This is a genomic window from Brachybacterium sp. ACRRE (assembly GCF_022346485.1).
Classification (GTDB): Bacteria; Actinomycetota; Actinomycetes; order Actinomycetales; family Dermabacteraceae; genus Brachybacterium; species Brachybacterium halotolerans.
On the sequence record NZ_JAKRMO010000031.1, the window covers coordinates 20839 to 46857 of the forward strand.

At 73.9% G+C, this 26019-nt stretch carries 20 protein-coding genes; 6 read left to right on the forward strand and 14 right to left on the reverse strand.

Annotated elements, in window-relative coordinates; all coding sequences use genetic code 11:
• Positions 1-10: 10 nt before the first annotated feature.
• Both treY and treZ read left to right on the forward strand, forming a co-directional pair.
• Positions 11-2611 carry a malto-oligosyltrehalose synthase gene (treY, locus tag MHY49_RS10510; RefSeq protein WP_239203934.1) on the forward strand — a complete coding sequence of 867 codons (2601 nt, stop codon included), beginning with the start codon at positions 11-13 and terminating at the stop codon, positions 2609-2611.
• Positions 2608-4632, forward strand: a complete 2025-nt coding sequence (gene treZ, locus MHY49_RS10515; protein WP_239203935.1) for a malto-oligosyltrehalose trehalohydrolase — start codon at positions 2608-2610, stop codon at positions 4630-4632. Before treY ends, treZ begins: the two co-directional genes overlap by 4 nt.
• Here treZ and zapE read toward each other — a convergent pair.
• Complete coding sequence (zapE, locus tag MHY49_RS10520; protein WP_239203936.1) at positions 4611-5657, reverse strand: cell division protein ZapE; 1047 nt, start codon at positions 5655-5657, stop codon at positions 4611-4613. The genes treZ and zapE overlap by 22 nt on opposite strands.
• Positions 5658-5863: 206 nt before the next feature.
• Here zapE and MHY49_RS10525 point away from each other — a divergent pair, with 206 nt between their 5' ends.
• Complete coding sequence (locus MHY49_RS10525; protein ID WP_239203937.1) at positions 5864-6610, forward strand: dihydrofolate reductase family protein; 747 nt, start codon at positions 5864-5866, stop codon at positions 6608-6610.
• A 64-nt stretch (positions 6611-6674) separates the two neighbouring features.
• Here the strand turns inward: MHY49_RS10525 and MHY49_RS10530 are convergent, their stop codons facing one another.
• The gene (locus MHY49_RS10530; protein WP_239203938.1) at positions 6675-8072 is read right to left on the reverse strand and encodes a S9 family peptidase; all 1398 of its coding nucleotides are present in this window, start codon (positions 8070-8072) and stop codon (positions 6675-6677) included.
• Between the two features lie 99 nt (positions 8073-8171).
• On the opposite strand from MHY49_RS10530, the gene msrB reads away from it, so the two are divergent.
• The 3 genes from msrB to MHY49_RS10545 all read left to right on the forward strand — a co-directional run bounded on the left by msrB (position 8172) and on the right by MHY49_RS10545 (position 10676).
• Entirely contained in the window at positions 8172-8594 is a 423-nt protein-coding gene (msrB, locus tag MHY49_RS10535) for a peptide-methionine (R)-S-oxide reductase MsrB (protein WP_228358621.1), read from the forward strand.
• An 89-nt stretch (positions 8595-8683) separates the two neighbouring features.
• Complete coding sequence (locus MHY49_RS10540) at positions 8684-9292, forward strand: DUF3000 domain-containing protein (protein ID WP_200500505.1); 609 nt, start codon at positions 8684-8686, stop codon at positions 9290-9292.
• A gap of 4 nt (positions 9293-9296) precedes the next feature.
• A complete protein-coding gene (locus tag MHY49_RS10545) occupies positions 9297-10676 on the forward strand; it encodes an HRDC domain-containing protein (protein WP_239203939.1) in 1380 nt (459 codons plus the stop codon).
• 54 nt (positions 10677-10730) lie between these two features.
• On the opposite strand, the gene MHY49_RS10550 is transcribed toward MHY49_RS10545, so the two are convergent.
• The 12 genes from MHY49_RS10550 to MHY49_RS10605 form a co-directional block, all read right to left on the reverse strand.
• Positions 10731-11309, reverse strand: a complete 579-nt coding sequence (locus tag MHY49_RS10550; protein ID WP_239203940.1) for an NUDIX domain-containing protein — start codon at positions 11307-11309, stop codon at positions 10731-10733.
• Positions 11310-11314: 5 nt separating this feature from the next.
• Complete coding sequence (locus MHY49_RS10555; protein ID WP_239203951.1) at positions 11315-13033, reverse strand: CTP synthase; 1719 nt, start codon at positions 13031-13033, stop codon at positions 11315-11317.
• A gap of 211 nt (positions 13034-13244) precedes the next feature.
• On the reverse strand, positions 13245-14351 hold the full coding sequence (locus tag MHY49_RS10560) for a glycosyltransferase family 4 protein (protein WP_239203941.1): 1107 nt from the start codon (positions 14349-14351) through the stop codon (positions 13245-13247).
• Positions 14348-15988, reverse strand: coding sequence for a murein biosynthesis integral membrane protein MurJ (gene murJ, locus MHY49_RS10565; RefSeq protein ID WP_239203942.1), 1641 nt, complete (start codon positions 15986-15988; stop codon positions 14348-14350). Before murJ ends, MHY49_RS10560 begins: the two co-directional genes overlap by 4 nt.
• Complete coding sequence (locus MHY49_RS10570) at positions 15985-16908, reverse strand: hypothetical protein (protein WP_239203943.1); 924 nt, start codon at positions 16906-16908, stop codon at positions 15985-15987. The genes murJ and MHY49_RS10570 overlap by 4 nt, the downstream gene beginning before the upstream one ends.
• Positions 16905-17954 carry a copper transporter gene (locus MHY49_RS10575; protein ID WP_239203944.1) on the reverse strand — a complete coding sequence of 350 codons (1050 nt, stop codon included), beginning with the start codon at positions 17952-17954 and terminating at the stop codon, positions 16905-16907. The genes MHY49_RS10570 and MHY49_RS10575 overlap by 4 nt, the downstream gene beginning before the upstream one ends.
• 12 nt (positions 17955-17966) lie before the next feature.
• On the reverse strand, positions 17967-19148 hold the full coding sequence (gene steA / locus MHY49_RS10580) for a putative cytokinetic ring protein SteA (RefSeq protein WP_239203945.1): 1182 nt from the start codon (positions 19146-19148) through the stop codon (positions 17967-17969).
• On the reverse strand, positions 19145-20875 hold the full coding sequence (gene recN / locus MHY49_RS10585) for a DNA repair protein RecN (RefSeq protein ID WP_239203946.1): 1731 nt from the start codon (positions 20873-20875) through the stop codon (positions 19145-19147). The genes steA and recN overlap by 4 nt, the downstream gene beginning before the upstream one ends.
• 12 nt (positions 20876-20887) lie before the next feature.
• Complete coding sequence (locus tag MHY49_RS10590; RefSeq protein WP_228358629.1) at positions 20888-21832, reverse strand: NAD kinase; 945 nt, start codon at positions 21830-21832, stop codon at positions 20888-20890.
• Positions 21829-22845: a TlyA family RNA methyltransferase gene (locus tag MHY49_RS10595; protein ID WP_370646105.1), complete on the reverse strand. Its 1017-nt coding sequence runs from the start codon at positions 22843-22845 to the stop codon at positions 21829-21831. Before MHY49_RS10595 ends, MHY49_RS10590 begins: the two co-directional genes overlap by 4 nt.
• Positions 22842-23837 (reverse strand): HAD-IIA family hydrolase, encoded by a 996-nt coding sequence (locus MHY49_RS10600; RefSeq protein WP_239203947.1) that lies wholly within the window; start codon positions 23835-23837, stop codon positions 22842-22844. Before MHY49_RS10600 ends, MHY49_RS10595 begins: the two co-directional genes overlap by 4 nt.
• Positions 23834-24475 carry a hypothetical protein gene (locus tag MHY49_RS10605; RefSeq protein ID WP_239203948.1) on the reverse strand — a complete coding sequence of 214 codons (642 nt, stop codon included), beginning with the start codon at positions 24473-24475 and terminating at the stop codon, positions 23834-23836. The genes MHY49_RS10600 and MHY49_RS10605 overlap by 4 nt, the downstream gene beginning before the upstream one ends.
• Positions 24476-26019 lie beyond the last annotated feature (1544 nt).

A 26019-nucleotide genomic window follows, 5' to 3' on the forward strand; every position in this document is an offset into this window, starting at 1 on the left:
CACGCAGCACATGGTCACCCTCCCCGCCCCCTCCCGGATCGTCCCCACCAGCACGTACCGGCTCCAGCTGCACGCGGGCTTCACATGCGACGACGCCGCCGCGCTCGTCCCCTACCTCGCCGACCTCGGGGCGGGACACGTGTTCTGCTCCCCCGTGCTCCAGGCCGCACCCGGCTCCACCCACGGGTACGACGTCGTGGACCACACGCGGATCAGCGAGGAGATCGGCGGGATCGACGCCCTGCGGAGACTGGCCGACGCCGTCCACGCGCACGGCATGGGGCTGATCGTCGACGTCGTCCCCAACCACATGGCGATCCCCACGCCCGTCTGGCACAACCGCGCCCTGTGGTCGGTGCTGCGCGAGGGGCCGGCCTCGCCCTTCGCCGACTGGTTCGACGTGGACATCAGCGCCCAGAACTCGATCCTCATGCCCGTGCTGGGACGCCCCATCGGCCAGGTCCTCGCCGACGGCGAGATCGAGGTGTCCCGTGCCGACGTGCCCCAGCGCGACGGCGGCACGCGCGAGGAGAGCGTGGTGCGCTACTACGACCACGTGCTGCCGATCGCCCCGGGCACCGAGGACCTGGGCCTCGTCGACCTGCTCGAGCGCCAGTGGTACCGACTGGCCTACTGGAAGGTCGCCGACGACGAGCTGAACTACCGTCGCTTCTTCGACGTCGACACCCTCGCGGCCGTGCGCGTCGAGCTGCCCGAGGTGTTCACCGCCACCCATGCGCTGCTCCTGCAGCTGCAGTCCGAGGGCGTCGTCGACGGATACCGGATCGACCATCCCGACGGCCTCGCCGATCCGCGCGGATACCTGCGCGACCTGCACGAGGCCTCCGGCGGCGCCTGGACCGCGGTGGAGAAGATCCTCGAGGGCGACGAGCAGCTGCCCGGCGACTTCCCCTGCGACGGCACCACCGGGTACGACGCCCTGTGGCGCGTGGGCGGCCTCTTCCACGACCCGCGCGGGGCCCTGGGTCTCACGCACGTCTGGCAGCGCACCACGGGCGACCTGCGACCGTTCGAGGAGATCGCCGCCGAGTCCACCGCGCTCATCATCTCCACGAGCCTGTGGGCGGAGGTCGAGCGCCTCACGGACCTCGTCCGTCGCATCTGCGCCGAGGACATCCGACTGCGCGACACCACGCGCCGCCAGATCCAGAAGGTGCTGGTCGCGATGCTCGCCTCGATGGACCGCTATCGCGCCTACATCGTCCCCGGGGAGAGCGCGAGCGGCGCCGAGCGCGCGGTGCTCGAGGCGGCGGCCGCCCGTGCCCGCGGTCTCCTGGGCGAGGACCCGGACCTGGGCGCGGCTCTCGAGGTGGTGCTCGCGCTCGTGTGCGGGGACGAGGCGGGCAGCGCCGGCCGGACGGCGAGCGCCGACCGCGCCGAGCTGATCGTCCGCTTCGCCCAGACCTGCGGACCCGTGCACGCCAAGGGCCTGGAGGACACGGCGTTCTACCGCTATCCGCGGTTCCTGCCGGTCACCGAGGTGGGCGCGGATCCCGACCGCATCGGCGTCGAGCCCGACGACCTCCACGACCACTGCGCGACGATGGTGCACACGCGCCCGGACTCCATGACGACCCTCTCCACGCACGACACCAAGCGCAGCGAGGACGTGCGCGCCCGTCTCGCCGTGCTCACCGAGATCCCCCACGAATGGGGCCTCGCGGTGCTCGACCTCGAGCAGGCGGTGGCCGCGCACACCGGGGACCGGGTCGACGGCGCCCTGCGCCTGCTCCTGTGGCAGACGCTGCTGGGGACCTGGGACCTGCCGGGCGCGCACAGCGACCGCATCGACGAGGACCGTCTCATCGGCTACCTCGAGAAGGCCATGCGCGAGGCGAAGACCCGCACGACCTGGACGGACCAGGACATCGAGTACGAGGACCAGGTCCGGGAGCTGGGGCGCGCGGCCCTCGCCTCCCCCGAGGTCGCGTCGATCCTCGAGGACCTCACCCGCAGGACGCTCGGCGCGCAGCGCGCGGCGATCCTCGGCCAGAAGCTCGTCCAGCTCACGATGCCGGGCGTTCCCGACGTCTATCAGGGGTGCGAGTCCATCGACCTCTCGCTCGTCGATCCCGACAACCGCCGCGAGGTCGACCATGCCGGGCACGCGGCGCGGCTCGCCCGCATGCGCGAGGGCGCGCGGCCCGACGGCGTGGCCGACGAGAAGCTCTGGCTCACCCATCGCGCGCTGCGCCTGCGCCGCAAGCGTCCCGAGCTCTTCCGCGGGCGCTCCGCCGTCTACCGCCCGGTGCCGACCTCGACCGCGCATGCGGTGGCCTTCGGCCGCGCCCTCGAGGACGGGCCGCTCGAGGAGGTCACGGTCGTCACCCGCCTCGCGCACGGCCTCGCCCAGCGCGGCGGCTTCGGCGAGGCGGTGATCGTGCTGCCCGAGGGCCGCTGGCTTGATCTGCTGAGCGGCCGGGAGACCGACGGAGGACAGGTGCGCCTGACGGCGCTGCTCGAGGACTGGCCGGCGGCGCTGCTGGTGCGCGCCGACGAGACGGACGGGCATGGGTCCTTCGAGCACGAGACCGACGGCGGGACCGAAGGCGCGACAGCCGGCGGGACCGATGGCGAGGAGGCGGCATGAGCGAGCACGCGAGCGACACGACCGGGACCGGGACCGAGGCGGCGCGCACGGCGTCGTCATCCTCCCCGGCGAGACCTCCGTCGGGCCCGGCACCGCTGCCGGTGCGGGATGCGGACGGCGTCCTCGAGGTCTGGGCTCCGCGCGCACGGACGGTGCAGGTGCGTCTGACCGTCCCACCCCGCGGCGAGGAGACCGCGGCCCTTCCCGGCTCGGCGCGCACGCACTCGCACGCGCAGTGGCACACCCACGCGGAGGCGGACGCGGTCGTGCGCTCACTCGAGCCCGTCGGCGACGGCTGGCACCGACTGCGCGGCGACGGGACCGACGCCGAGGACCCGGTCGCCGTGCCGAGCACGGGTACCCGTTATGCGTTCCGCCTGGACGAGGACGGGGACTGGCTGCCGGACCCGCGCAGCCTCGCCCAGCCGGACGGGGTCCACGGCCCGAGCGAGGTCGTGCGCCCTCGGCTGTTCCCGCATGCGCCGTGGGAGGGTCGCTCCTTCCGCGGGGGCGTCGTCTACGAGCTGCACGTGGGCACCTTCGCGCCGTCCGCCGACGGCGGCACCGGCACCTTGGACACCGCGATCGAGCGCCTGGACCACCTGGTCGCGCTCGGCGTCGACGCGGTCGAGCTGATGCCGCTCGCGGCCTTCCCCGGCGAGCGCGGCTGGGGGTACGACGGGGTGGACCTCATGGCCGTGCACCCCGCCTACGGCGGTCCCGCCGCGCTCGCCCGCTTCGTCGAGGCGGCGCATGCGCGCGGCCTCGCGGTGGTCCTGGACGTGGTGCTGAACCACCTGGGGCCCGACGGCAACCACCTCGGCGCCTTCGGCCCCTACTTCACCGATCGCCACGAGACCCCGTGGGGCTGGGGCGTGAACCTCGACGACGCGGGCAGCGACCAGGTGCGCGCCTTCCTGCGCGGCGTCGCCCGGTTCTGGCTCGTGCACATGCAATTGGACGGCCTGCGGCTCGACGCGGTGCACGAGCTGCAGGACGACTCGCCCCGGCACTTCCTCGCCGAGCTCGCCGACGCGGTCGCCCACTGGGAGGCCGAGACCGGGAGGCCGCTGACCCTGATCGCGGAATCGGACCGCAACGACCCCGTGACCGTCACGCCCACCGCTCGCGGCGGGCTCGGCATGGACATGCAGTGGGCCGACGACGTCCATCACGCCGTCCACGCGTGGATCAGCGGCGAGCGCCAGGGCTATTACGTGGACTTCGGCAGCGCCGAGGTGCTCGCCCGGACCCTCACCCGCGTCTTCGAGCACGCCGGGACGCTCTCCACCTTCCGCGGACGGGTCTGGGGCGCGCCCGTCGATCCGTCGACCGACGCCTATGACGCGCACTCCTTCGTCGCCTTCCTCGAGGACCACGACCAGGTGGGCAATCGCGCCCGCGGGGACCGCGTCCACCAGCTGCTCTCCCCCGGCGAGCACGCCGCGGCGATCACGCTGATCCTGCTGGGCGCGCCCACGCCGATGCTCTTCCAGGGCGAGGAATGGGCGTGCACCGCCCCGTTCCGGTACTTCACCGATCATGCCGAGCCGCTGGGGTCGATGGTCACCGCCGGGCGGCGCGAGGAGTTCGCGCAGATGGGCTGGGACTCATCCGATGTGCCGGACCCGCAGGCCCGCTCCACCTTCACCGACTCCTCCCTGGACTGGGAGGAGAGGGACGAGGGCGCGCACGCCTCGATGCTCGCGTGGTACCGCACGCTCATCGGCCTGCGCCGCGCGCTCCCGGAGCTGACGGATCCGGACCTCGGGCACGTCGGGGTCGACGTGCTGGACGAGGAGTCGCTCGTGCTGCGCCGCGGGGACGTGCACGTGCTCGTCAGCCGCGCGGAGGGCGGGGCCGGGATGCCCGCCTCGGGCACCGCTGCCGACCGGGAGGTCCTCGCCTCCTTCGGCGCGCTGCGCCGCGATGCCCAGGAGCTCGTCGTCGGGCTCGCAGGCCCCGGCGCGCTCGTCGTCCGCCGGAGCGACGCCGCGGCTCAGTCGGCCGAGGCGTCCTGAGCGGCGCCCTCGAGGTCCTTCGCGCCGTCGCGCGCGAGCGAGGTCAGGCGCGAGAGGGAGCGGTAGTACTTCTTGCGGTACCCGCTGCGCAGCAGCTCCTCGGTGAAGATGCCCGCCACGTCCTGGCCGCTCGCGAGCACCGGGATCTCCCGGTCGTAGAGCCGGTCCACGAGCACCACGAAGCGCAGGCCGTTGTTGTGGTCGGCGATCGTGGACACGTCGACGAGATGGGCGAACGAGACGTCGTCGAGCATCGCCCCGTAGCGGGAGGGATGCACGGTCTTGAGGTGCGCGAGGAGGGCGGGGAGGTCGTCGAGCGTCGCGCCGGGCGTGCCCTCGGCGTGCTCGCGCACGGTCTCCTCCGGCAGGGCGGGCGCCTCGGCGACGGCCTCGCGCCGCCGATAGTCCTCGCCGTCGATCCGCAGCACGTCGAAGCGCTCGGACATCGACTGGATCTCGCGCAGGAAGTCCTGGGCGGCGAAGCGCCCCTCGCCGAGCGCCTCCGGCAGCGTGTTCGAGGTCGCGACGATCGCGACGCCGCGATCGGACAGCTCACGGATCAGCCGCGTCATCAGCAGCGTGTCCCCGGGGTCGTCGAGCTCGAACTCGTCGATGCACACGAGCGAGGAGCCGCCCAGCAGCTCCACGGCGCGGGTGAAGCCGAGCGCCCCCACGAGGTTCGTGTACTCGACGAAGGTGCCGTAGACGGGGTTCCCGTCGGTGATGTGGAACAGCGAGGTCAGCAGGTGGGTCTTGCCCACGCCGAAGCCGCCGTCGAGGTAGAGCCCGCGCGCCGCCTGCGGGCGCTTGCGGAACATGCCCAGCAGGCCCTTCGACCCGCCGCTGCGGCCGATGCCGTGCGCGAACTCGGCGATCCGCTCCTTCGCCTCCTGCTGGGAGGGGTACTGCGGATCGGGCACGTAGTTGTCCAGCCGCGCCTTCGCGAAGCGCGGCGGCGGCACGAGGTCGGCGACCAGGCGCTCGAGGGAGGGGGCTGGGGTGCGCGCGGTGAGGGACTCGGTCACGGCCGCCCAGTCTAGGGGCGCGGGCGATCGCGGCAGATCTCCTGTGGGCAGCTCCACGATCGCGCGCCGGCCCCGGCGTGCTCGGGACCCGGCGTTCCCCGGCTCCGGCACGCTGCGGCTCCGGCGCGTTCCGACTCGCGGGAGCGTCCCGGGTGCGGGATGATCCGGGGAGCAGGGAGGGCCCGCACGACGAGAGGATCGACGCCATGCAGCTGCTGTGGGACGACGGGCGCGCGCTGGTCGCGCCGCGCGAGATCACCGAGGACGCCGCCGGGGCACGGGCTCTCGCCGAGGTCTACGCGCTCCCCGCGGACCGCACGTGGGTGCGGGCGATGATGAACACGACGATCGACGGCGCGATCACCGGGGCCGACGGCACCAGCGGTCCCCTGCGCAACCCCACCGACTCCTTCGCCTTCGGCGTGCTGCGGGCCCTCGCCGACGTGGTGCTCGTGGGCGCGGAGACCGTGCGCGTCGAGGACTACCGCCGTCCCCAGGGCCGCTCGGACCTGCTGGCACCGTCGCTGCGGCCGGCCGGCGGCGAGCGCCCGGCCCTGGCGATCATGTCGCAGTCCGGTCGGCTGCCCGCGAGCATCGACCCCGCGTGGCCGACGTACCTCGTGACCGACGCCGCGCACGGCGAGCATGCACTCGCCGTGAGCGGTCTCCCGGAGGACCGGCTGGTCCTCGCGGAGGACCCGGAGGGCATCCGGCGCGCTCTCGCCGACCTCGGGTACCGCGGGATCCAGCTCGAGGGCGGCCCGAGCGCTCTCGCGCGCTTCGCCGGCTCCGGCGCGCTCGACGAGCTGTGCTTCTCGGTGACCCATCGGAGCGTCGGAGGGGACGCCTCCCGGGTGATGCGCGGCGTCGAAGCGGAGGGCGAGTGGGAGCTGGGCTCCCTCACGGTCGGCGCGCACGCGACGCTCTCCCGCTACGTGCACGGCAGGGCCTGAGCGAGAGGTTCGGCCCGAGCGCGAGGGCCGTCCCCGGCTCGGGAGCCGACTCCGCGCGCACGGATCACACCCGGGCGCCGATCGACCCCTCGAGTGGCGCGGCCGCGGGGTCGCGCACGGGCAGGTGCATGGCCTCGACGTCGACGTCCAGGTCCAGGAGGTCCACGAGGTGCTCCGCGAGAAGCCGCTCGTACTGCGCGGGATCGCGGTTCCACTCGCGGGTGTGGCTCGCGCCGGCGAAGGGCACGAACCGCACGAGGTCGGGGCGCAGCGCGGCCAGGCGCGCGCTCGGCGCGGGCGGCACCGTCGTGTCCTCGAGGGCGTGCACGAGCAGGGTGCGGTGGCGCAGGTGCTGCGCATAGTGCTCGGCGCGCATCTCGGCGAGCGCGAGCGGCTCGTGCAGGCGCACCAGCCGCGCCCCGAGCGGACTCGTCATCATCCACAGGGCCAGGCGCCGCATGGGCGCGGGGGCGCGCAGCGCGGTCGCGTGGTACGTGAGGATGTCCTGCCAGTCCACGGCCGGCGAGTCCAGGACGAGCCCGGCGATCGCCTCGGGGTGCGCGGTGCGCACGGAGGTGCGCAGGGTGATGCCGCCGCCCATCGACCAGCCCATCAGCACGATCCGGTGGGCGCCGTGGGCGAGGGCGTACTCGATGCCCGCCTCGGTGTCCTCCCATTCGTCCAGGCCCAGATGGTGCATCCGATCGGCCGATGCGGGAGATCCGAGGTCGTTGCGGTAGGTCAGGGCGAGGCAGGTCAGGCCCAGCTCGTGCAGCAGGGACATCGCGCGCAGGGTCTCCCCGCGCGTGGCGCCGTGGCCGTGCGTGAGCACGGCCCAGGTGTCCCCCGTCGGCCCCGCTGCGCCGGCACCGGCATCGGCACCGGCATCGGCACGGTCCTCCTCTGGCGCGCCGGAGCGCCCCGGCACCAACCATGCCGGCATGGGGCCGACGGGCGAGGAGACCTCGACCTCCCGGGTGGGCAGGCCCAGCGATGTCTCGGGCGTGCCGGGCCAGAAGAACCCGTCGAGGCCGACGGGTCCGATCCCGATCGGCTCGTCGGTGTCGCGGGCGAGGATCGGTCGGGACACGGTGGTGGGCGTCGGCTCGCCGTCGACCGGGCCGAGGCGCACGTGGACGGCCCCGCCGGAGCGGCGCAGGGCGATCACGCCTCCCCGGACGGACTCCGCCGTCCGGTCGAGGTGGACGCGGTCCGGATACGCGGCGCGCACCACCTGGTCGAGCTTCCCGCGCTGGGACATCTGCGGGGTGAGCGGGACCCGCGCGAGCAGCCTCGCTCCCGCCGCGAGCGCCCCTGCGCTGAGGGCGAACGTCCCGAGTGCGCCGACGCCGCCGATGGCGAGCGCGCGACCCCATCGTCCCAGCTCACGGGCGGCATCGTGCCCGTCGGGCGCCTCCTCGGGGCGGGTGTCGCGGGAGCCGAGGGAGGTGAGGCGCATCATGACGCGCAGTCTACGTCCGCCGTAGGATCGCAGGTGACGCTGCGGGTGCGAGGCGATCCCCGCCCCGCCCGTCGGCACCCGAACCCGGAGGTATGAGCCATGAGCACCAAGCCCATCGGAAGCGGCGACTACGCCATCCAGCTGGACGACGCCGCGTGGCGGGAGAGGCTCTCGCCGGAGGAGTACCAGGTGCTGCGCCAGGCGGGCACCGAGCGCCCGTTCAGCGGGGAGTACGAGGAGGTCCGTCCGGCGGGGACCTACGCGTGCCGGGCGTGCGGAGCGGTCCTGTTCCGCGCCGACGAGCAGTTCGACGCGCACTGCGGCTGGCCCGCCTTCTGGGCCCCGCAGGACAACGACGCCGTGGAGCTGCTCGAGGACGCCTCGCTGGGAATGGTCCGCACCGAGGTGCGCTGCGCGAACTGCGGCTCCCACCTGGGCCACGTCTTCGAGGGCGAGGGCTTCGCGACCCCCACCGATCAGCGCTACTGCATCAACTCCCTGAGCCTCGTCCACGAGGGCTGAGGCCTTCTCGGAGGAACCTGCGGAGGTCCTCGGCGGGTCGACGGCGCGCCTCGGTCGGCGGTGACGGGTCGCGGGCTAGGCTCGCGGCCGTGCCCGTCCACCAGTTCCCCGCCGCCGCCCGCGCCTTCAGCACGGCGATCGAGGAGATGACCCGTGCGCCCCTGCGCCCCGAGGTCCACTGGACCTCGATCCCCGCTCCCGGCAGGATGGCCCCGCACACGTGGGCGGCCAACGGCGAGGTGATCCTGCACGACGAGGAGGTCGCGAGCGGCCGCCTGGTCGTCCTGCACGATCCCGCGGGCGAGGAGGCGTGGAAGGGCGAGTACCGGATGGTGGTCCTCGTCCAGGCCCAGCTCGAGCCCGAGTTCGCGATCGAGGCGATGCTCGGCGACGTGGCCTGGTCGTGGGTCACCGAGTCCCTCGAGCTGTTCGACGCCGAGTCCCGCGAGCTCGGGTGCACCGCCACCCGCGTGGTGTCCCAGAGCTACGGCGCGCTCGCCGGGCGCCCCTCGACCGTCGACGTCGAGATGCGCGTGTCCTGGACGCCGACGAGCTCCGACCTGGCCCCGCACTTCGCCGCCTGGACGGCGATGCTCGCGGCGGCCGGCGGCCTTCCGCCCGCTCCCGCCCAGGTCGCGCCGCTCGTCCCCTCCCATCGGGCCCGCCCCCGGCACGGCTCGGCGAACGGGGAGGACTGACCCGATGAGGACCCGCAACCGCTCCGCAGCCCGCGCCCGACGCACCGAGGACGGCGCATCGGCGGAGAGCACGAGCACGACGCGCGCCGCACGGGCGTCGACCTCGGACACGACCGCCGCTGGCACGACCGGCAGCGACGAGCCCGGCGCCGATTCCCCTGCGATCGAGCCGACGCCTCTGGGCGCCCCGCGCGACGGCCTGGTGCCCGTGATCGATCGCATCCAGCCGCTGCTGGAGTGGTGCGAGCGCGCCGCGGGCACACCCGAGGAGCCGATCGCGGTCGACGCCGAGCGGGCCTCCTCCTACCGCTACAGCGCCAAGGCCTATCTCGTGCAGATCCGCACCGAGACCGCGGGCACGGCCCTCATCGATCCCACGGCCTTCACCCTTCCCACGAGCTTCGTGGAGCTCATGAACTCCCGCGAGTGGGTGCTGCACGCCGCCACCCAGGACCTCCCGAGCCTGGGCGAGCTGGGCCTGCACCCCGCGACGCTGTTCGACACCGAGCTCGCGGCGAGACTCCTGGGCATGCCCCGCGTGGGTCTCGGCGCGGTCGTCGAGGACACGGTGCACCTGCGCCTGGCCAAGGAGCACTCCGCCGCGGACTGGTCCAAGCGCCCGCTGCCCGAGCCGTGGCTCGTGTACGCGGCTCTGGACGTCGAGGTGCTCGTCGAGGTGCGCGACATCCTCGCCGCCCGCCTCGAGGAGACGGACAAGACCCGCTGGGCGCGCGAGGAGTTCGCGCACGAGGTCGCCCACCCGCTGCCCGCCGCGCGCGCGGAGCCGTGGCGGAAGCTGCACGGGCTGGGCGCCCTGCGCACCCCGCGCCAGCTCGCGGCCGCCCGTGCCATGTGGGAGCGGCGCGACCAGATCGCCCGCGAGCAGGACCTCTCCCCGCACCGCGTGATCAAGGACCGCGCGATCGTGGACGCCGCGAAGGTCTCGACCGCCTCGCACGCGGCCTTCCTCGCGGCTCTGCCCAAGCCCCTGCACGGCAAGGAGACCTGGTGGCAGGCGGCGCGCGCGGGCGTGAACCTCCCGGAGGCGCACCTGCCCTCGCGCTCGGAGCCCAGCTATCCGCCGCCCCACAAGCTCTGGTCCAAGAAGTGGCCCGAGGTGTGGGAGCGCTACCTGCCGATCCGCGAGGCCGTGGCCGAGCGCGCCGAGCAGCTGCACGTGCCCTCGGAGAATCTGCTGACCCCGGGCCTGCTGCGCCAGTGGGTCTGGGAGCACGAGGCGCCCGGCGCCGCGGAGGAGATCCGCGCCGAGCTCACCGGGCTCGGCGCCAGGGACTGGCAGGCGGAGATCGTCGCCCCGGTCCTCGCCGCCGCGCCCGTCGCGTCCGGGCCGTCGGACGCGCCCACCGCGCGGTCCGCCGAGTAGACCCCGGCATCCTCGGTCGATGCCCGTCGCGCGACCGCGACGGGCCGGCCTGTCTCAGGCCCCGAAGGCCGCGACCGCGAGCACCGCGGCCACGAGGGTCGCGTTCGTCAGGCGGTCGTCGCGGATCGCGTCGAGCACCTCGCCCAGGCGCACCCAGCGCTGCTCGATCTCCGATTCCTCGTCCTCGCGCACGAAGTCCGTGGCGGCCTCGCTGATGCCGGTCGCGAGGAAGATCCGGATCCGTTCGGCCGAGCTGCCGGCCGATGGATGGATGTCCAGCAGGTGCCGCAGGTGCTCGGCGCGGTGGCCCGTCTCCTCGGTGAGCTCGCGCCCCGCGGCCTGCATCGGGTCCTCGCCCTCGTGGTCGAGGAGGCCGGCGGGCAGCTCCCAGAAGGTGCGTCCCGCGGGATGGCGGTACTGGCGGATGAGCAGCACCCGAGCATCGCGGACGTCGCTCGCGTCCGCGTCGTCGAGAGCGAGCACGGCGGCGGCGCCCGTGTGGGCGATGTACTCGCGGGTGAAGCGGACGCCGGGCGCGAAATCGACCTCGTCCCGCACGACGTCCCAGATCGCGCCGCGGAAGGCTGTGCTCCGGGAGAGGACCGGGCGTGCGCCGTCCTCGTCCCGGAGCATGCCCGTCACTCCCCGGCCTCGTCGGTCCCGTCGGACTGCCCGGCGGGGTCCGCGCCGGATGCCGTCTCGCCGGACTCGTCGGCCCCGCGCTCGGCGGGGACCTCGAGGAGGCGGGTGGCCTTCTGCAGGTCGACGGCGGCGCCGATCAGGCCCGCGAACAGCGGATGGGACCTGGTGGGACGCGATTTCAGCTCGGGGTGCGCCTGGGTGCCGATGTAGTACGGATGCACGTCCGCGGGCAGCTCGACGAACTCGACGAGGGAGCGGTCCGCGGAGACGCCGGAGATCACCAGGCCCGCCGTCTCGAGGTCCTTGCGGTAGGCGTTGTTCACCTCGTAGCGGTGCCGGTGGCGCTCGGAGACCTTGGTGGTCCCGTAGGTGCGGGCGGCGAGGCTGCCGGGGGTGAGCTCGTGGTCGTAGGCGCCCAGGCGCATGGTGCCGCCCAGGTCGCCCTCGCCGGAGACGATGTCTGCCTGCTCGGCCATGGTCGCGATCACGGGGTGCGCCGTGTCGGCCTCGAACTCGGTGGACTGCGCATCGGCCCAGCCCAGCTCGGTGCGGGCGTACTCGATGACCATGCACTGCATGCCCAGGCACAGGCCGAGGGCGGGGATGCCCTTCTCGCGGGCGAAGCGGAGGGCGCCGACCTTCCCGTCGACGCCGCGGATGCCGAAGCCGCCGGGCACCACGATCGCGTCGACGTCCTTGAGGGCCGCCTGGGCGCCCTCGGCGGTGGAGCAGGCGTCGGACTCGACCCAGGAGATCTTCACGCGGGCGTCGTGGTGGAAGCCTCCGGCGCGCAGCGCCTCGGTGACCGAGAGGTAGGCGTCCGGGAGGTCGATGTACTTGCCGACGAGGCCCACGGTGACCTCGTACTCGGGGTGGTGCACCCGCTCGAGCAGGCCGTCCCACAGCGACCAGTCGACGTCGTGGCTGAGGAGGTCGAGGCGACGGATCGCGTAGGCGTCCAGGCCCTCGTCGTGCAGCACGTGCGGGATGTCGTAGATCGAGGGCGCGTCCGGGCAGGTGACGACGGCGTCGAGGTCGACGTCGCACATGGAGGCGATCTTCGCCTTCACCGAAGCGGGCAGGGCGCGGTCGGCGCGCAGCACGATGGCATCGGGCTGGATGCCGATCGAGCGCAGGGCCGCGATCGAGTGCTGCGTGGGCTTGGTCTTGAGCTCCTGACTGGGGCCGATGAAGGGCACCAGGGAGACGTGCACGAAGAAGACGTTGTCGCGGCCCACGTCCTGGCGGACCTGCCGGGCGGCCTCGAGGAACGGCTGGGACTCGATGTCGCCGACCGTGCCGCCGATCTCGGTGATGACGACGTCGACCTCGTCGCTCGCCTGAGCGCGCATCGACTCCTTGATGGCGTTCGTGATGTGCGGGATGACCTGGACGGTGTCGCCGAGGTACTCGCCGCGGCGCTCCTTGGCGATGACGCCGGAGTAGACCTGGCCGGTGGTCACGTTGGAGTCGGCCGAGAGGTTCTCGTCGAGGAACCGCTCGTAGTGGCCGATGTCGAGGTCCGTCTCCGCGCCGTCCTCGGTCACGAAGACCTCGCCGTGCTGGAACGGGTTCATGGTGCCCGGGTCCACGTTGAGGTACGGGTCCAGCTTCTGCATGGTCACCCGCAGGCCGCGGTTCTTCAGGAGCATCCCGAGCGAGGAGGCGGTCAGCCCCTTGCCGAGGCTCGAGACGACGCCGCCGGTGACGAAGATGTGCTTCGTGGTGCCGGGATTCCGGAAGGGCTTCGCTGCCGGGCCGGAGCCGGGGCGGGCGGTCGATGCGGACGGGGTTCGCGGGGGGTTCACGCTGCTGTCTGCCACGGAGTCTCAACCTAGCATCGAAAGACCCCTCGGCGCTCCCGACACCCGCGGATGTGCGAGGTGTTCCATGCGGATGAGGTGCCGTCGTCCACGGACGGTGGCGTCAGGGCAGGGTGAGCCGCAGGGCCCGGGTGAGCTGTGCGAGCAGGTCGTCGGGTCCGCTCAGCTCGCGGGAGCGCTCGAGGGAGGCGAGCTCCGCGGTCTCCCGCGCCTCCGTCCCGCGCAGGGACGTGATCGCCCGGGCGAGCGCGGCCGGATCCCCGACGGGGACCAGGCGCGCCGCCCCGCCCGTGACCAGGCGGGTGCCGCCGGCGTCGGTCGCGACGATCGCGCGGCCGGCGCGCAGGGCCTCCTGCAGGAACACCGGCTGCCCCTCCCAGAGCGCCGAGGAGACCACGAGGTCGCAGTCGGCGAGCAGGTCGGGCACGTCCTCGCGACGGCCGAGCAGCTCGACGGGCAGGCGCTCGGCGCGGATGCACGCGCGCAGATGCGGCTCCAGGGGACCGTCCCCCGCGATCCGCACGCGCAGTCCGGGATCCGCCGGGGCCGCCCCGGCGACGAGGAGGCCCAGGGCGTCCAGGAGCACGTCGAGCCCCTTCTGCGGAGCGAGTCGGGCGACGACGAGCACCTCGAGAAGGTCCGGCGCGTCCCGGGCGGGACGCGCGGGCGCCGCGGCGGTCGCTCCGCTCGCGGCGGTCGCGCCGCTCCCGGGTCCCGCGGGGATGATCGCGTGCTCGACCTCCGGGACGCCGTGCACGAGCGGGTCGAGGTCCGGGGACACGGTGAGGACCGCGTCGGCGCGCGAGCGGATGACCCGCAGCAGCAGGCGCCCCATGGCGCGCACCGGGCGCGGGCCGACGACGCGGTTGTGCAGCGTCACCACCAGACGGGGCCCGCGGCCGCGCGGTCCGCGGGCGAGCGCGGCGAGCGCCCCGGCGCGCAGCCCGTGCGCATGGACCGCGTCGACCGCTGTGCGGGCTCCGGACCCGCGCATGCGCTCGCGAAGGGTGCGCACGGTGCGGGCGTCCGCCGGCGCGGGGCGCGAGGAGATCCGAACGCCTGCCTCGGGCAGCTCGACGCCTGCCTCCGAGAGCACGGCGCGCTCCATCCGCACGTGGGCCGCCAGTCCCCCGCTCGCGGCGGGTTCGACGATCAGCACGCGGGGCGCGGGGCCGACGGTCGGCTGCTCGCCCTCCCGCACGAAGCTCACGCCTGCTCCGTGCGCCCGCGGCGCAGGCGCGCGAGCAGCGAGGCCGCGGTGCGGCGGTCGGCGAGGGTCATGGCGACGAGGGCGAGGACCATGCCGATGCCGCCGGTGAGGAGGCCGATCAGCACGCACAGCAGCTCGGAGGTGCCCTGCGTGACCATCGCCCGGCCCAGGAGCAGCCCCGGGACGGCTGCGGCCACGGAGACCACGGCCCCGATGGGCACGACGCGCACCAGGGGCGCTCCGCCCTCGACGCCCTCGAGGAGATCGGCGACCCGGGCGAGGCCGGTGATGCCCGAGACCCACATGCCGGCGCTCAGGGCGAAGGCGAAGGCGGTCGCGGCCACGGCCGCGCTGCCGGAGTTCGAGAGCACCGCCACGAGCACGATGAGGATCCCGCCCACGACCCAGCCGACGGAGCCCACGAGCAGCGCGTCCCGCGCCCGCATCGCCGCGGACAGCACCCGGGTGCACTGCATGGTGATCGCGTACGGCAGCAGGCCCACGGAGAGGGCGGCGACGACCGCGCCGACCCCCACGGCGCCCGCGCGGTCGATGTGGTGGAAGAAGGCCTCGAGGGCCGGGCCGGCGGCGAACAGCGTCGCCGCGCCCACGGTGCCGATCACCACGACCGAGCGCAGGGATGCGCGGGCGGTGACGGCGAAGCCCCGCAGGTCCCCGACGAGGCGCTGCTCGGACAGGTGCGGGAACACGCTCGTGATCAGCGGGACCACGAGCACGGCGTAGGGCAGCAGGTAGATGGCCTGCCCGTACTGGAACACGGGCAGGGTGCCGGTGCCGCCCGTGCGCATGGCCAGCAGCAGCACGAGGGCGAGGGCGAGCTGCTGCGCGCCGACGGCGCCGAGCCCGGCTCCCGCGAGCCGCAGCGCCCTGCTGCCCATGCCGGCGGGCATCCGCAGGGTGGGGCGCAGGCGCAGTCCGGCGCGAGCGGCCGGCACGAGCACCGACAGCGCCATCACCACGACCCCGGCGGTGGTGCCCCAGGCGAGCACGCCCCGCGCGAACGGGGAGATTGTCGAGGCCGTCGCCACGGCGGGCACCGCGGCCGCGTACACGCGGTAGGAGATGATCACGACGAGCGAGGACAGCAGCGGCACCAGGGCGGGCCACAGGAACCGCTTGCGGGCCTGGAGGTAGGCGCCGAGCACCACGGTCACCCCGTACATCGGCAGCTGGAGCGCGAAGATCCGCAGCATCGACGCGCCGAGCTCGACGACGGACTCGTCGGAGTCGCCGCTGGTGAGGACGAGCGAGGCGATCGGGCCGGCGAGCACGCCGACGAGGAGGGCGAGCGGGATCGTGAGCAGGAGCATCCAGCTCAGCATCGCGGAGATGATGCCGTCGGCCCGTCGCCTGCCCTCGCCGGTCTCGTCGTTCTCGACCAGGCCGGCCACCAGCGGGACCACGCTCGCGGCGAGCGCGCCGCCGGCGGCGACCTCGAACAGCAGGTTCGGGACGAGGTTCGCGCTCGAATAGGCGGTGCCGACGTCCCCGGCGCCCACGCTCGCGCCGAAGACGAGGTACCGCAGGAAGCCGACGATGCGCGCGACGAGGGTGACCACGAGGATCACCGTCGCCCCGCGCACGATGACGCGTGCGGTCGAGGACGGTGCGCTCATGACCCAGTGCTCCCTTCGTCGCCGGCTCCCGCGGGAGCGGCTGCGCGCCGGCCCCAGCGGTCGAGGCGGCGCAGCGCAGGCGTCGCGTCGATGACGGCGCTGAAGCTCACGCGCTCGCTCGCGAGGGTGAGGGCGCCGAGGCCGCCGAGCACGAGGAGACGGGGCCCCGCAGGGAGTCGGCGTGCGGCGGCCGCGCCCACGAGGGCGCCGAGGGCGTTCGCGCCGGTGTCGCCGAGCATGCCGCGCTCGGCGAGGTCTCCGGGCAGGGCGGCGAGCCCCGCGAGCGCGGCGATCACGGCGAGGGTCCTGCCCTCCTGCGCGCGAGGGCTGCGGGCGGGCGGGACGGCGAGCACGAGCGCGCAGGCCGTGGTGGCCTTGAGAGCTCGCCCGGGGCGCAGGTCCAGGAGGTTCGCGAGGTTGGCGGCGCCCGCGGCGACGCCCGTGTCGACCAGGGCAGCGGCCACGTCGCCCGCTCCCGGGGGCAGGGCATCCGCGCCGGTGGACGTGGCGGTGTGCGGGACGACGCCGCTCGACGTGCGGGCACGGGCCGCGGCGGCATCGAGCAGGCAGACCACGGGGATCCCCAGGGCCTTCGCGGCGCCGGTGGTCAGGCGTCCCCGGCGCAGGGCACCGAGGTGGCCGCGCAGCCCCTTGGTCGGGGTGATCCCGCGGGAGCGCAGCCAGGGCTCGAGGACGTCGTCGGCGAGGCCCAGTCCGCCGACGGCGGCGACGGCGAGCGCGTCGGCGCGCAGGCCGCGCGCGGCGAGGACGATCGCCGCTCCCCCGGCCACGGCGACGCCCTCGGCGAGGGTCACGCTCCGTCCCGCGTGGTTCGTGCGGCGCAGGGCTCCCGAGACGGCTCGGGTCGCACCCGTCGGGATCTCTCCGGGCTCGCCGGCGTCCGCGCGCGAGCCGGTCATCCCTCGCCTCCGTCGCTCGCGCCGGATCCCGAACCGGAGCCGGATCCTGACGAATCCCCGGACCCGCCGCCGGTCCCGCCGGGGACCTGCGGCACGCGGTCCTGGGCGTCGGCGGCGGTCCCGTAGCTCCCCTGCTCGCCGCGCGCCTGCTCGGCGAGGGCGAGCACGGCGATCGTCGGCCCGTCGGGCTCCTGCAGGCGGTCACCGCTGGAGAGGTCGCCGAAGCGCGAGTCCCCGCGCACCGTGCGCAGCAGGCCCGCGCTGTCGTCGTTCGAGGGGGTCGAGCCCGAGACCACCGTGGGGATCTTCGCGCTGACCATGCGCTCGAGCAGCCCGGTCTGGGCCTCGAGCAGCAACTGGGCGCGCTCGGCGGCGGCCGAGGCGTCGTCCCCGCCCACGGTGAGGTCCGAGGGCGCGGCGCTCGCGAAGATCATGGAGTCGACGGGGGCGTCGGTGCTGCCGTCGACGTCGACGAGGCGGGCGTCGGTCAGCACGGACCAGAGCTTCTGGCGCTGCTCGGCCCCGATCGAGGTGTCCACGAGCAGGTGGCCGATGATCGTGGAGAGCGCGCCGGAGCTGGAGTCGGTGTCGGACTCGGCCGCCGCCACGAGCGCACCGTCCGCGTCCCGCAGGGAATCGAGGGCCTTGGTGCGGGTGTCCTCCTGATCGGGGTCCCACAGCGAGCTGTCCAGGCGCACGCTCAGCGGGGTGCTCGCACCGGCCTCGTCCAGCAGGGAATCGAGGGTGCTGACCTGGTTGCGCACCGAGTCGTCGTCGGAGACCACGGCGGTGCTGCGTCCGCTCAGAGTGCCCGCGACGAGCTCGGGCGAGGTCTGCGAGATGAACGCGCTGAGCTCGTCGTTCTGCGAGGTCAGCGAATCGTTGGCGGTGCGCAGGTCGTCCTTCTCCGTGCGCAGCTGCTCGACCTGGCCGGTGAGCTGGGAGCCCAGGTTCTCGCGCAGCGGTCCGGCCCCGAGCACGATCCCCACCGCGAGGGCGAGGAACACGGAGATCAGGGAGACCAGGTGGTAGCGGAAGTCGATCACGGACCGAGGCTCCTAGGTTCCGGTGGCGGGTCGGGTGGCGAACAGGGAGGTGAACCATGAGATGGCGTCGTCCCATCGTGCACCGAGGATCTGGAAGAGCGCCTGTCCGCCGGGCGTGGCCCACATGGCCACGGAGAGGGCGAGCAGGCCGGCGACGGCCAGCAGCACGAGCTGGAGGGTGGAGATCCGCTGGCGGTAGAGCCGGGACACGCCCTTGGCGTCCACGAGCTTGGAGCCCACGCGCAGCCGGGTGAGGAAGGTCGAGCTCATGCCGGCGCGGCCCTTGTCCAGGAACTCCTCGAGGGTGCCGTGGGTGCCGACGGCCACGATCACGCTCGCGCCCTTCTCGTCGGCCAGGAGCATCGCGATGTCCTCGCTGGTGCCGGCGGCGGGGAACACGACCGCGTCCTCGGCGAGATCGAGCTCCGCCAGGCGCTCCATGCCCGGGGCGCGGCCGTCGCGATAGGCGTGGACGACGAGCTCGGCGCCCGATGCCAGCGCCCTGTCGGAGACGGAGTCCATGTCCCCGATGATCATGTCGGGCTTCCAGCCGGCCTCGAGGACCGCGTCGGCGCCGCCGTCGACGCCGATCACCACGGGGCGGTTCTCGCGCAGGAACGGACCGAGCGTCGCGAGGTCCTCCTTGTAGTGGTAGCCGCGCACGACGATCAGCACGGGGCGGCGGTCCATGACGGTGCGCACCTCGGGCGCGCCCACGCCGTCCAGCAGCAGGTCCTTCTCCAGGAGCATGTACTCCAGGGTGTTGCGGGCGAACAGCTCGAGCTGCTCGGAGAGGCCCTCGCGGGAGGCCTCGAGGGAGGCGGCGATCGTGGCGGGGTCCTGGCGGGTGCCGCGCGCGAGCGTGCTCCCGCCCTCGCGGACGACCCCGTCGGCGACGGTGAGGCGGGCGCCCTCGCGGACCTTCTCGAACAGCTCGGGACCGCAGTCGTCGACGAGCGCAATGCCGTGGTCGACGAGGATCTGCGGCCCGGCGTTCGGGTAGCGACCGGAGGTGGAGCGGGCGGCGTTGAGGACGGCCGCGGGCGCCTTCTCGACGAGCGCCTCGGCGGCGACGCGGTCGATGTCCTCATGGTCGATGACCGCGATGTCGCCGGGCTCGAGGCGCTTGGTGAGGTCCTTCGTGCGCCGGCCGATGCGCGCGGTCCCCAGGACGGTGCCGATGGTCGTGCTCATCGCCCCTCCCCCGGTGTCGACGCCGATGCCGACGGGTCCGCCGAGTCGTCGAGCAGCTCGCGGGCGTGGGCGAGGGCGAGCTCGCTGGTCTCGCCGGAGAGCATGCGGGCGAGCTCGTGGATGCGGCCCTCGCGGTCCAGTCTCTGCACGGTGGAGCTCGTTCCGCCGCCTTCGCTGTGCTTGACGATCTGCAGGTGCGTGGAGGCGTGGGAGGCGACCTGCGGGAGGTGCGTGACGACGATGACCTGCGCGTTCTCGGCGAGCCGCTGGAGGCGCTGGCCCACGGCGAGGGCGGCGCGGCCGCCGATCCCCGCGTCGATCTCGTCGAAGACGAACACGGGAGCGGCGGTGCGGTCCTCGCGGGAGGAGCCGAGCGCGACCTCGAGGGCGAGCATGACGCGCGAGAGCTCGCCGCCGCTCGCGGCGGTCGCGACGGGCAGGTGGTCGGCGCCGGGGTGGGGCGCGAGCAGGAACGCCACGCGGTCGCGGCCGTGCGGACGGGGTGCGTGCGGGGCGACCTCGACCTCGAGGCTCGCCTGGGGCATCTCGAGGTGGACGAGCTCGGACTCGACGGCGCGCGCGAGGCGCGAGGCGGCCTCGCGCCGGGCGTCCGAGAGCGCCTCCGCGGCCTCGTCGAGGGCGGTCTCGAGGCCCGTCATCTCCTCGCGGGCGGCGGACAGCTCGGTCTCGGCGCCGTCGAAGCGGTCGAGATCGGCGGCGGCGGTGCGCGAGCTCTCGAGCAGCTCCCCGATGGTCGCGGCACCGCCGAGGGAGGGCCCGAGGTCCCGCACCAGCGTGGTCACCTCGTGCAGGCGCTCGTTGGCCTGCTCGACGCTGCCGGGCGAGGCGTCGATGCCGTCCGCGTAGCGCGAGAGGTCGGCGGCCGCGTCGGAGAGCTCGAGGCGCAGGCTCTCGAGCCTGCCGAGGGTGCCCTCGAGCTCGGGATCGGTGCCGGAGGCGGTGCGCACCTGGTCGATCGCGAGGTCGAGGAGGGAGCCGACCGCGGGGCCGTCGTCCTGCCCGAGCAGCAGCGTGGACGCCTGCTCGGCGGCGGCCCGGAGATCCACGGCGTGGTTGAGCCTCTCGAGCTGGGCGCGCAGGCTCTCGTCCTCACCGTCCTGCGGGTCGACCTCCTCGATGCGCTCGAGGGCCGTGCGCAGCTGGTCCCCCCGACGATCGCGCTCGGCGACGAGGCTCTCGAGCTCCTCGACGCGCCCGCGCAGCTCCTGCTGGCGGTCCCAGAGCTCGCGGTGGCGCTGGAGCAGGGGGCCGACGGTCTCGCCGGCGAAGCGGTCGAGGGCCTCGCGCTGCTGGTCGGCCTCGCGCAGGCGGGCCTGGTCGGCCTGGCCGTGGACGGTGACCGCGGAGCCGACGAGCCGGGCGAGCGTGCCGATCGGCACCGGCACCCCGCCGATCTGGGCGCGGGAGCGGCCGTCCTTGGTGACGCGGCGGACGACGAGCACCTCGCCGTCCTCGTCCTCGGCGCCGAGCTCGTCCAGGGCCGTCTCGAGCTCGTCGTGTCCGGCGAGCACGAGGGTGCCGTCGACGGTCCCGGCGGTGCCCGCGCGGCCGCGGTCGAGCCGCGCGCCCAGGAGCATCGAGAGGCCGGTGACGATCATGGTCTTGCCGGCACCGGTCTCGCCGGTCAGCGCGGTGAAGCCGGGCCCGAACTCGAGGGTGGCGTCGTCGATCACGCCGATGCGGCGGATGCGGAGGGTGGAGAGCACGGCGGCTCCCGCTCAGACGTCGCGGCCGACGCGTCCGCGCCAGCCCACGACCGGCAGCTGGAACTTCTCCACGAGGCGGTCGGCGAACGGTGTGGTGGTGAGGCGCACGAGCCGCACGGAGCGCGGGGAGAGCCGGCCCTCGACGCGCATGCCGGGGGTGATGTCGATGGTGCGGCGGCCGTCGAGGGTGAGCACGCCCTCGTCGCGGTTCTCGACGGTGAGCTCGATCGCGGCCTCGGAGGACCGCCCCAGCACGAGGGGGCGCGAGAACAGGGCGTGGGCGGCGAGCGGGACGACGAGGAAGGCGTCGACCTCGGGCCAGATGATGGGGCCCCCGGCGCTGAAGCCGTAGGCGGTCGAGCCCGTGGGGCTGGTCAGCAGCACACCGTCGCAGCCGAAGGAGGAGACGGGGCGGCCGTCGATCTCGATGACCACGTAGATCATCTTCTGGCGGTCGGCCTTCTCGAGGCTCGCGTCGTTCAGCGCCCAGTCGGTGTGGAGGATCTGGTCCTTGGGGCCGCGGATGACGATGTCGAGGGTCGCACGCTCCTCGATGTCGTAGTCGCCGTCCAGAAGGCGCCGCACGGTCGTCGAGAGCTCCTCGACCTCGCTCTCGGCGAGGAAGCCCACGTGGCCGAGGTTCACGCCGTGCACGGGGATCTCGGCCTCGCGCACCACCTCGAGGGCGCGCAGGATGGTGCCGTCGCCCCCGAGCACGATGCCGAGCTCGACGAGGTCCGCCGCGGAGACGGCGTCGACGACGTCGACCTCCTCGGAGTCGAGGATGTCCAGGAGCCCCTCGGGCAGGCTCGCCGGGGGCGACATGCGGATCTGGTCGTACTGCTCGTCGGTGATGACGGCGCGCACGCCGCGGTTGCCGAGCTCGGCCAGGACGGTCATCAGCGCCTCGAGGGCGGCGGCGCGCCCCGAGTGCGCGTACAGCAGGAAGCGCCTCATGCTCGGCGGTCCCCTTCCCTCGTCCTCGGCTCGGTCCTGTGTCCATCGGCCCGGTGCGGGCCCAGGTCATGCTCCGTGACGTGCGCCGCGGCCTGAGCGCGCCGACGCCCGGCGCGGGAGCCTGCGCGCGTACGCGGGAGCACCTGCTCGATCATGTCATAGGCGGCGCGCGGGATCCTGCGCGCCGCTCCGGCGGGTCGCGGATCCTCTGCCGGCGCGTCCGCTCCGCGCGGGGCGGTGTCGCCGCGATGCAGATGCAGGAAGTACTCGTGGTTCCCGTCCTGCCCCGGCAGCGGGCTCTCGGCGACCCCGCGCAGCTCGAGCCCACGGGCATCGGCCTCCTCGACCACCCCGAGCACGGCGTCGCGGCGCAGGGCGGGGTCCGCGACCACGCCGGAGCGCGGGAGCCTGCGGCGGCCGACCTCGAACTGGGGCTTCACCATGAGCAGCAGGTCGCCGCCGGGCACGGTGAGCGCGGCGAGGTCCGCCATGAGGGTGACGAGGGAGATGAAGGAGAGGTCGCCGACGACGAGCTGCGCCGGTCCGCCGACGTCCGCGGGGTCCAGTCCGCGGATCGAGGTGCCCTCGTGCACCGCGACGCGCGGGTCCTCGCGCAGGCGCGGGTGCAGCTGGTCGTGGCCGATGTCGACCGCGCGCACCTCGCGTGCTCCGCGGCGCAGCAGGACGTCGGTGAACCCGCCGGTGGACGCGCCCGCGTCCAGGCAGACGAGACCGCTGGGGTCCAGTCCCGCCGCGTCGAGCGCACCGAGGAGCTTGTGGGCGGCCCGCGAGGCGTACTCCCCTCCCTCGGGCACGCCGGTCACCTCGAGGACGGCGTCCGCGGCGACGACCAGGGAGGGCTTGCGCGCGGGGCGACCGTCGACGCGGGCCCTGCCCTCCTCGACGATCCGGCGGGCGTGGGTGCGGGAGGAGGCGAGGCCCGCGGCGGCCAGGGCCACGTCGAGCCGTCGGCCTCCGCCGTCCGCGGTCACGAGCCCTGCGCGCCCGGTCACGAGTCCTGCATGCGCACCGCGCCGGAGAGGGCGGTCTCGGGCAGACGCGCCGCGAGCAGCCCGAGTCCCGCGGTGAGTGCCTGCGGGGACTGCGTGCGTCCGGTCAGGACGAGGTCCTCGCCCTCGAGCCGTGCGGAGGCTGCTCCGCAGCGCGCGGTCTCTCCGTCGACCACGGCCTCGGGCGCGGGGTCGGTGAGCGAGGAGAGGTCGGGCAGGATCCACGTCGGCCGACGGACGGGCTCGGCGCGCAGCGCGGTCTCGACGCTGTCGACTCCCGTGAGCACGAGGAGGGTGTCGATCCCGGCGCGGTTGCCGCCCTCGACGTCGGTGTCGAGACGATCGCCGACGGCGAGCGGACGCCGGGCTCCCAGCGCCTTCGCGGCGAGGGAGAACATGGCCGGCTCGGGCTTGCCCGCCACGAGCGGCGTGCGACCGGTGGCGTGCACGAGAGCCTGCACGAGCGCGCCGTTGCCCGGGGCGATGCCGCGCTCGGTGGGCAGGGTCGCATCGGTGTTGGTGGCGATCCAGGGGATCCCGCGGCGCAGGGCGTAGCCGCCCTCGGCGAGCTGGGCCCAGCCGAGGTCCGGAGAGAATCCCTGGACGACGGCCGCGACCTCGTCGCCGTCCTCGCGCACGGGGGTGAACCCCGCGGAGGCGACGGCCTCCATCAGTCCGTCCGCGCCGAGCACGAGGATGGTGGACCCGACCGGTGCGTGCTCCGCGAGGAGCTGCACCGCGATCTGCGGGGAGGAGGCGATCTCCTCGGGCGACGCCTCGACGTCGACCGTGGCGAGGTGCGCCACGGCCTGCTCGGGGGTGCGGGAGGCGTTGTTGGTGACGAAGCCGATCTTCAGGCCCCGACCGCGCGCGGTGCGCACGGCCTCCGCGGCGTGCGGGATGGGCCGCGAGCCGTGCATGAGGGTGCCGTCGAGGTCGAGGAGGAGGGCGTCGTACCGCTCGAGCATGCTCAGGTCGTGTCCGCGCGCGCTCATGCCTGTCGCTCCTGCTGATCGTCGGCCTGATCGCTCACCGCAGCGTCGTCACGGGGCTCTTCCGCCTCGCTCTGCGCATCCGCCTCGGGCTCCGGTCCGTCCTCCTCGAGGTCGGTGCTCCCGGATGCGGCGTCCTCCTGCTCGTCGGGCCCCTCGGGCTCCTCGGAGTCGTCCGACTCGTCGGAGTCTTCGAAGGCGTCGAGGACGCTGAGCTCCTCGGAGTCGCCCCAGGGCAGATCATCGACCTCCGGCTCCGGCACAGGACGGCCCAGGCGCTCGGCGGCGTCGGTCTCGTGGTCGGTGTCCGCGTCGGCGGCCAGCGTGAGCCAGCGGTGCGCCTCGTCGCCGCGACCCGCGCGCTCGAGCAGGTCGGCATAGGCGACCCACAGCCGCACCTGCCAGCGACCGTCGACCTTGCTGCGCAGGGCGGGGATGTCGAGGGTCCCGAGGGCGGTCTCGATGTCGCCGGTGTCGGCGTAGGCGCCGGCCACGACGATCATCAGCTCGATCGTCCCGGAGACGTCGAGCGTGGACGCATCGTCCGAGGCTGCGATCTCCAGGGCGCGCTCGGGACGGCCGATACCCCGCTCGCAGTCGGCGAGCATGGGCAGCAGGTCCACGCGGCCGGAGATGCGCATCGCGGTGCGGAACTCCCGGGCCGCGGTGCGGAACTCCTCGCTGCGGTACGCGGCGATGCCGTAGATCTCGCGGGTGATGCCGACGCGTCCCCCGATGCTCGCGGCGAACTGGGCATGGGCGAGCGCGAGAGGCAGGTCGTTCTCGTCGAGAGCCGCGATGGCTGCGACGAGGTGGCGGCTCGTGCGCTCCGCGGTCTCCTTGCGGAGGGAGCGGAGCTCGTCGGAGATGTCCCGGTCGAGCTCGCGACCTGTGATCGCTTCGTCCAGAGGAGGCTCCGGCGGACGGGTGCTGCGGCGCGCCTCGCCCGGCCTCTGCGAGGACGAATCCCGCGGACCGCCGAAGCGCCCGGCGCCGCGCTGGTCGCGATCGGAGCGGGGACCGCGGCGATCATCGTCCCTGCGCGGGCCACGCCGGTCATCGTCCTTCCAGGGACCTCGCCGATCATCGTCCCGGCGCGGGCGACGGTTCCCGTCAGGACGGCCATCACCCCGGGTGTCGTCACGCCGGAAACTGCGCCTGTCGTCGTCCCTGCGGGGACCGCGCCGGTCATCGTCACGGCGCGGACGACCCCGATCACCATCACGACGTGCACCATAGGACGAGCCGTCCCCACGAGGACCCCGCCGGCCATCATCGCGGCCGTAGCCCCGACGATCGCCGTCCCGGCGCTGTGCGGAGCCTTCACCCTCACGACGGAAGGATCGCTGGTCGCCGTCGCGACGCGGGCCGCGGCGCTCATCACTGTTCCGGGAGGAGCCGCTCTGCCGATCATCGCGCTGACCGCGATACCCACCGCGCCGGTCGGACTCGCGCGCGGGGCCTCGACGATCCTCCTGCCGACGTTGGCCGGAGCGATCGTCGCGGCGCTGCGAGCGCCGCGCGTCGTCCTGGCCGCCGGAGCGGGGACGGCCGGCTCCGCGGGGAGGACGGCCCTGATGCTGGGCGCGACCGGAGTGTCCACGATCTTCGTGCGAGCCGCCCGATCGGCTGCCTGTGCTCTCGTCCGCCACGTTCTCCACCCTCGAAGTTCTCTATGAGTACTGCCTAGAGCTCACAGGTTAGGTGACGCCGGCACCAGCACCGAGAGTTCTCCCGGCCGCGGTGACTGACTCCACGGGCCGAAGAGTGGGCGGCGTGGTACACGTCGCCTCGGAGGCGACCCAAGCCCGTCCCCATTCCGATGCAGCGCTGCCGCGGGCGTGGCGCCCTTGAAGGAAACCCAACCCCTCACCACGACACCGACGGCGCAGCATCGAGCGACACAGCACCCCGAGCGCTCGGAACCCGATGCTGATACCAGGACGGGCCACTGCACCTGCGCTGCGTGCGTGGCCGCAACGTTCACCGCCGAAACACCCGGAACGAGGTATGGACGCGGAAAAGGGTTGTGGCTCGTCACCGCGCTCCACCCGAACCCGATCGCTCGAGTCCAGGGAGCTGCTCGTGACGAGCCACAACCCTCATTCACCAAGGAATGTCCGGCGGCGTCCTACTCTCCCACACCCTCCCGAGTGCAGTACCATCGGCGCAGAAGGGCTTAGCT

What these genes read in the sequence shown, in the direction of transcription:
- MHY49_RS10605 (WP_239203948.1), bottom strand. Translation starts at nt 24,475, where the DNA reads ATGCGCATCTCCGGCCGCGTGGACCTGCTGCCCATGCTCGCCGACTGC.
- MHY49_RS10525 (WP_239203937.1), top strand. Translation starts at nt 5,864, where the DNA reads ATGCAGCTGCTGTGGGACGACGGGCGCGCGCTGGTCGCGCCGCGCGAG.
- MHY49_RS10570 (WP_239203943.1), bottom strand. Translation starts at nt 16,908, where the DNA reads ATGACCGGCTCGCGCGCGGACGCCGGCGAGCCCGGAGAGATCCCGACG.
- MHY49_RS10545 (WP_239203939.1), top strand. Translation starts at nt 9,297, where the DNA reads ATGAGGACCCGCAACCGCTCCGCAGCCCGCGCCCGACGCACCGAGGAC.
- murJ (WP_239203942.1), bottom strand. Translation starts at nt 15,988, where the DNA reads ATGAGCGCACCGTCCTCGACCGCACGCGTCATCGTGCGCGGGGCGACG.
- MHY49_RS10530 (WP_239203938.1), bottom strand. Translation starts at nt 8,072, where the DNA reads ATGATGCGCCTCACCTCCCTCGGCTCCCGCGACACCCGCCCCGAGGAG.
- MHY49_RS10590 (WP_228358629.1), bottom strand. Translation starts at nt 21,832, where the DNA reads ATGAGGCGCTTCCTGCTGTACGCGCACTCGGGGCGCGCCGCCGCCCTC.
- steA (WP_239203945.1), bottom strand. Translation starts at nt 19,148, where the DNA reads ATGAGCACGACCATCGGCACCGTCCTGGGGACCGCGCGCATCGGCCGG.
- treZ (WP_239203935.1), top strand. Translation starts at nt 2,608, where the DNA reads ATGAGCGAGCACGCGAGCGACACGACCGGGACCGGGACCGAGGCGGCG.
- MHY49_RS10550 (WP_239203940.1), bottom strand. Translation starts at nt 11,309, where the DNA reads ATGCTCCGGGACGAGGACGGCGCACGCCCGGTCCTCTCCCGGAGCACA.
- treY (WP_239203934.1), top strand. Translation starts at nt 11, where the DNA reads ATGGTCACCCTCCCCGCCCCCTCCCGGATCGTCCCCACCAGCACGTAC.
- MHY49_RS10600 (WP_239203947.1), bottom strand. Translation starts at nt 23,837, where the DNA reads ATGAGCGCGCGCGGACACGACCTGAGCATGCTCGAGCGGTACGACGCC.
- msrB (WP_228358621.1), top strand. Translation starts at nt 8,172, where the DNA reads ATGAGCACCAAGCCCATCGGAAGCGGCGACTACGCCATCCAGCTGGAC.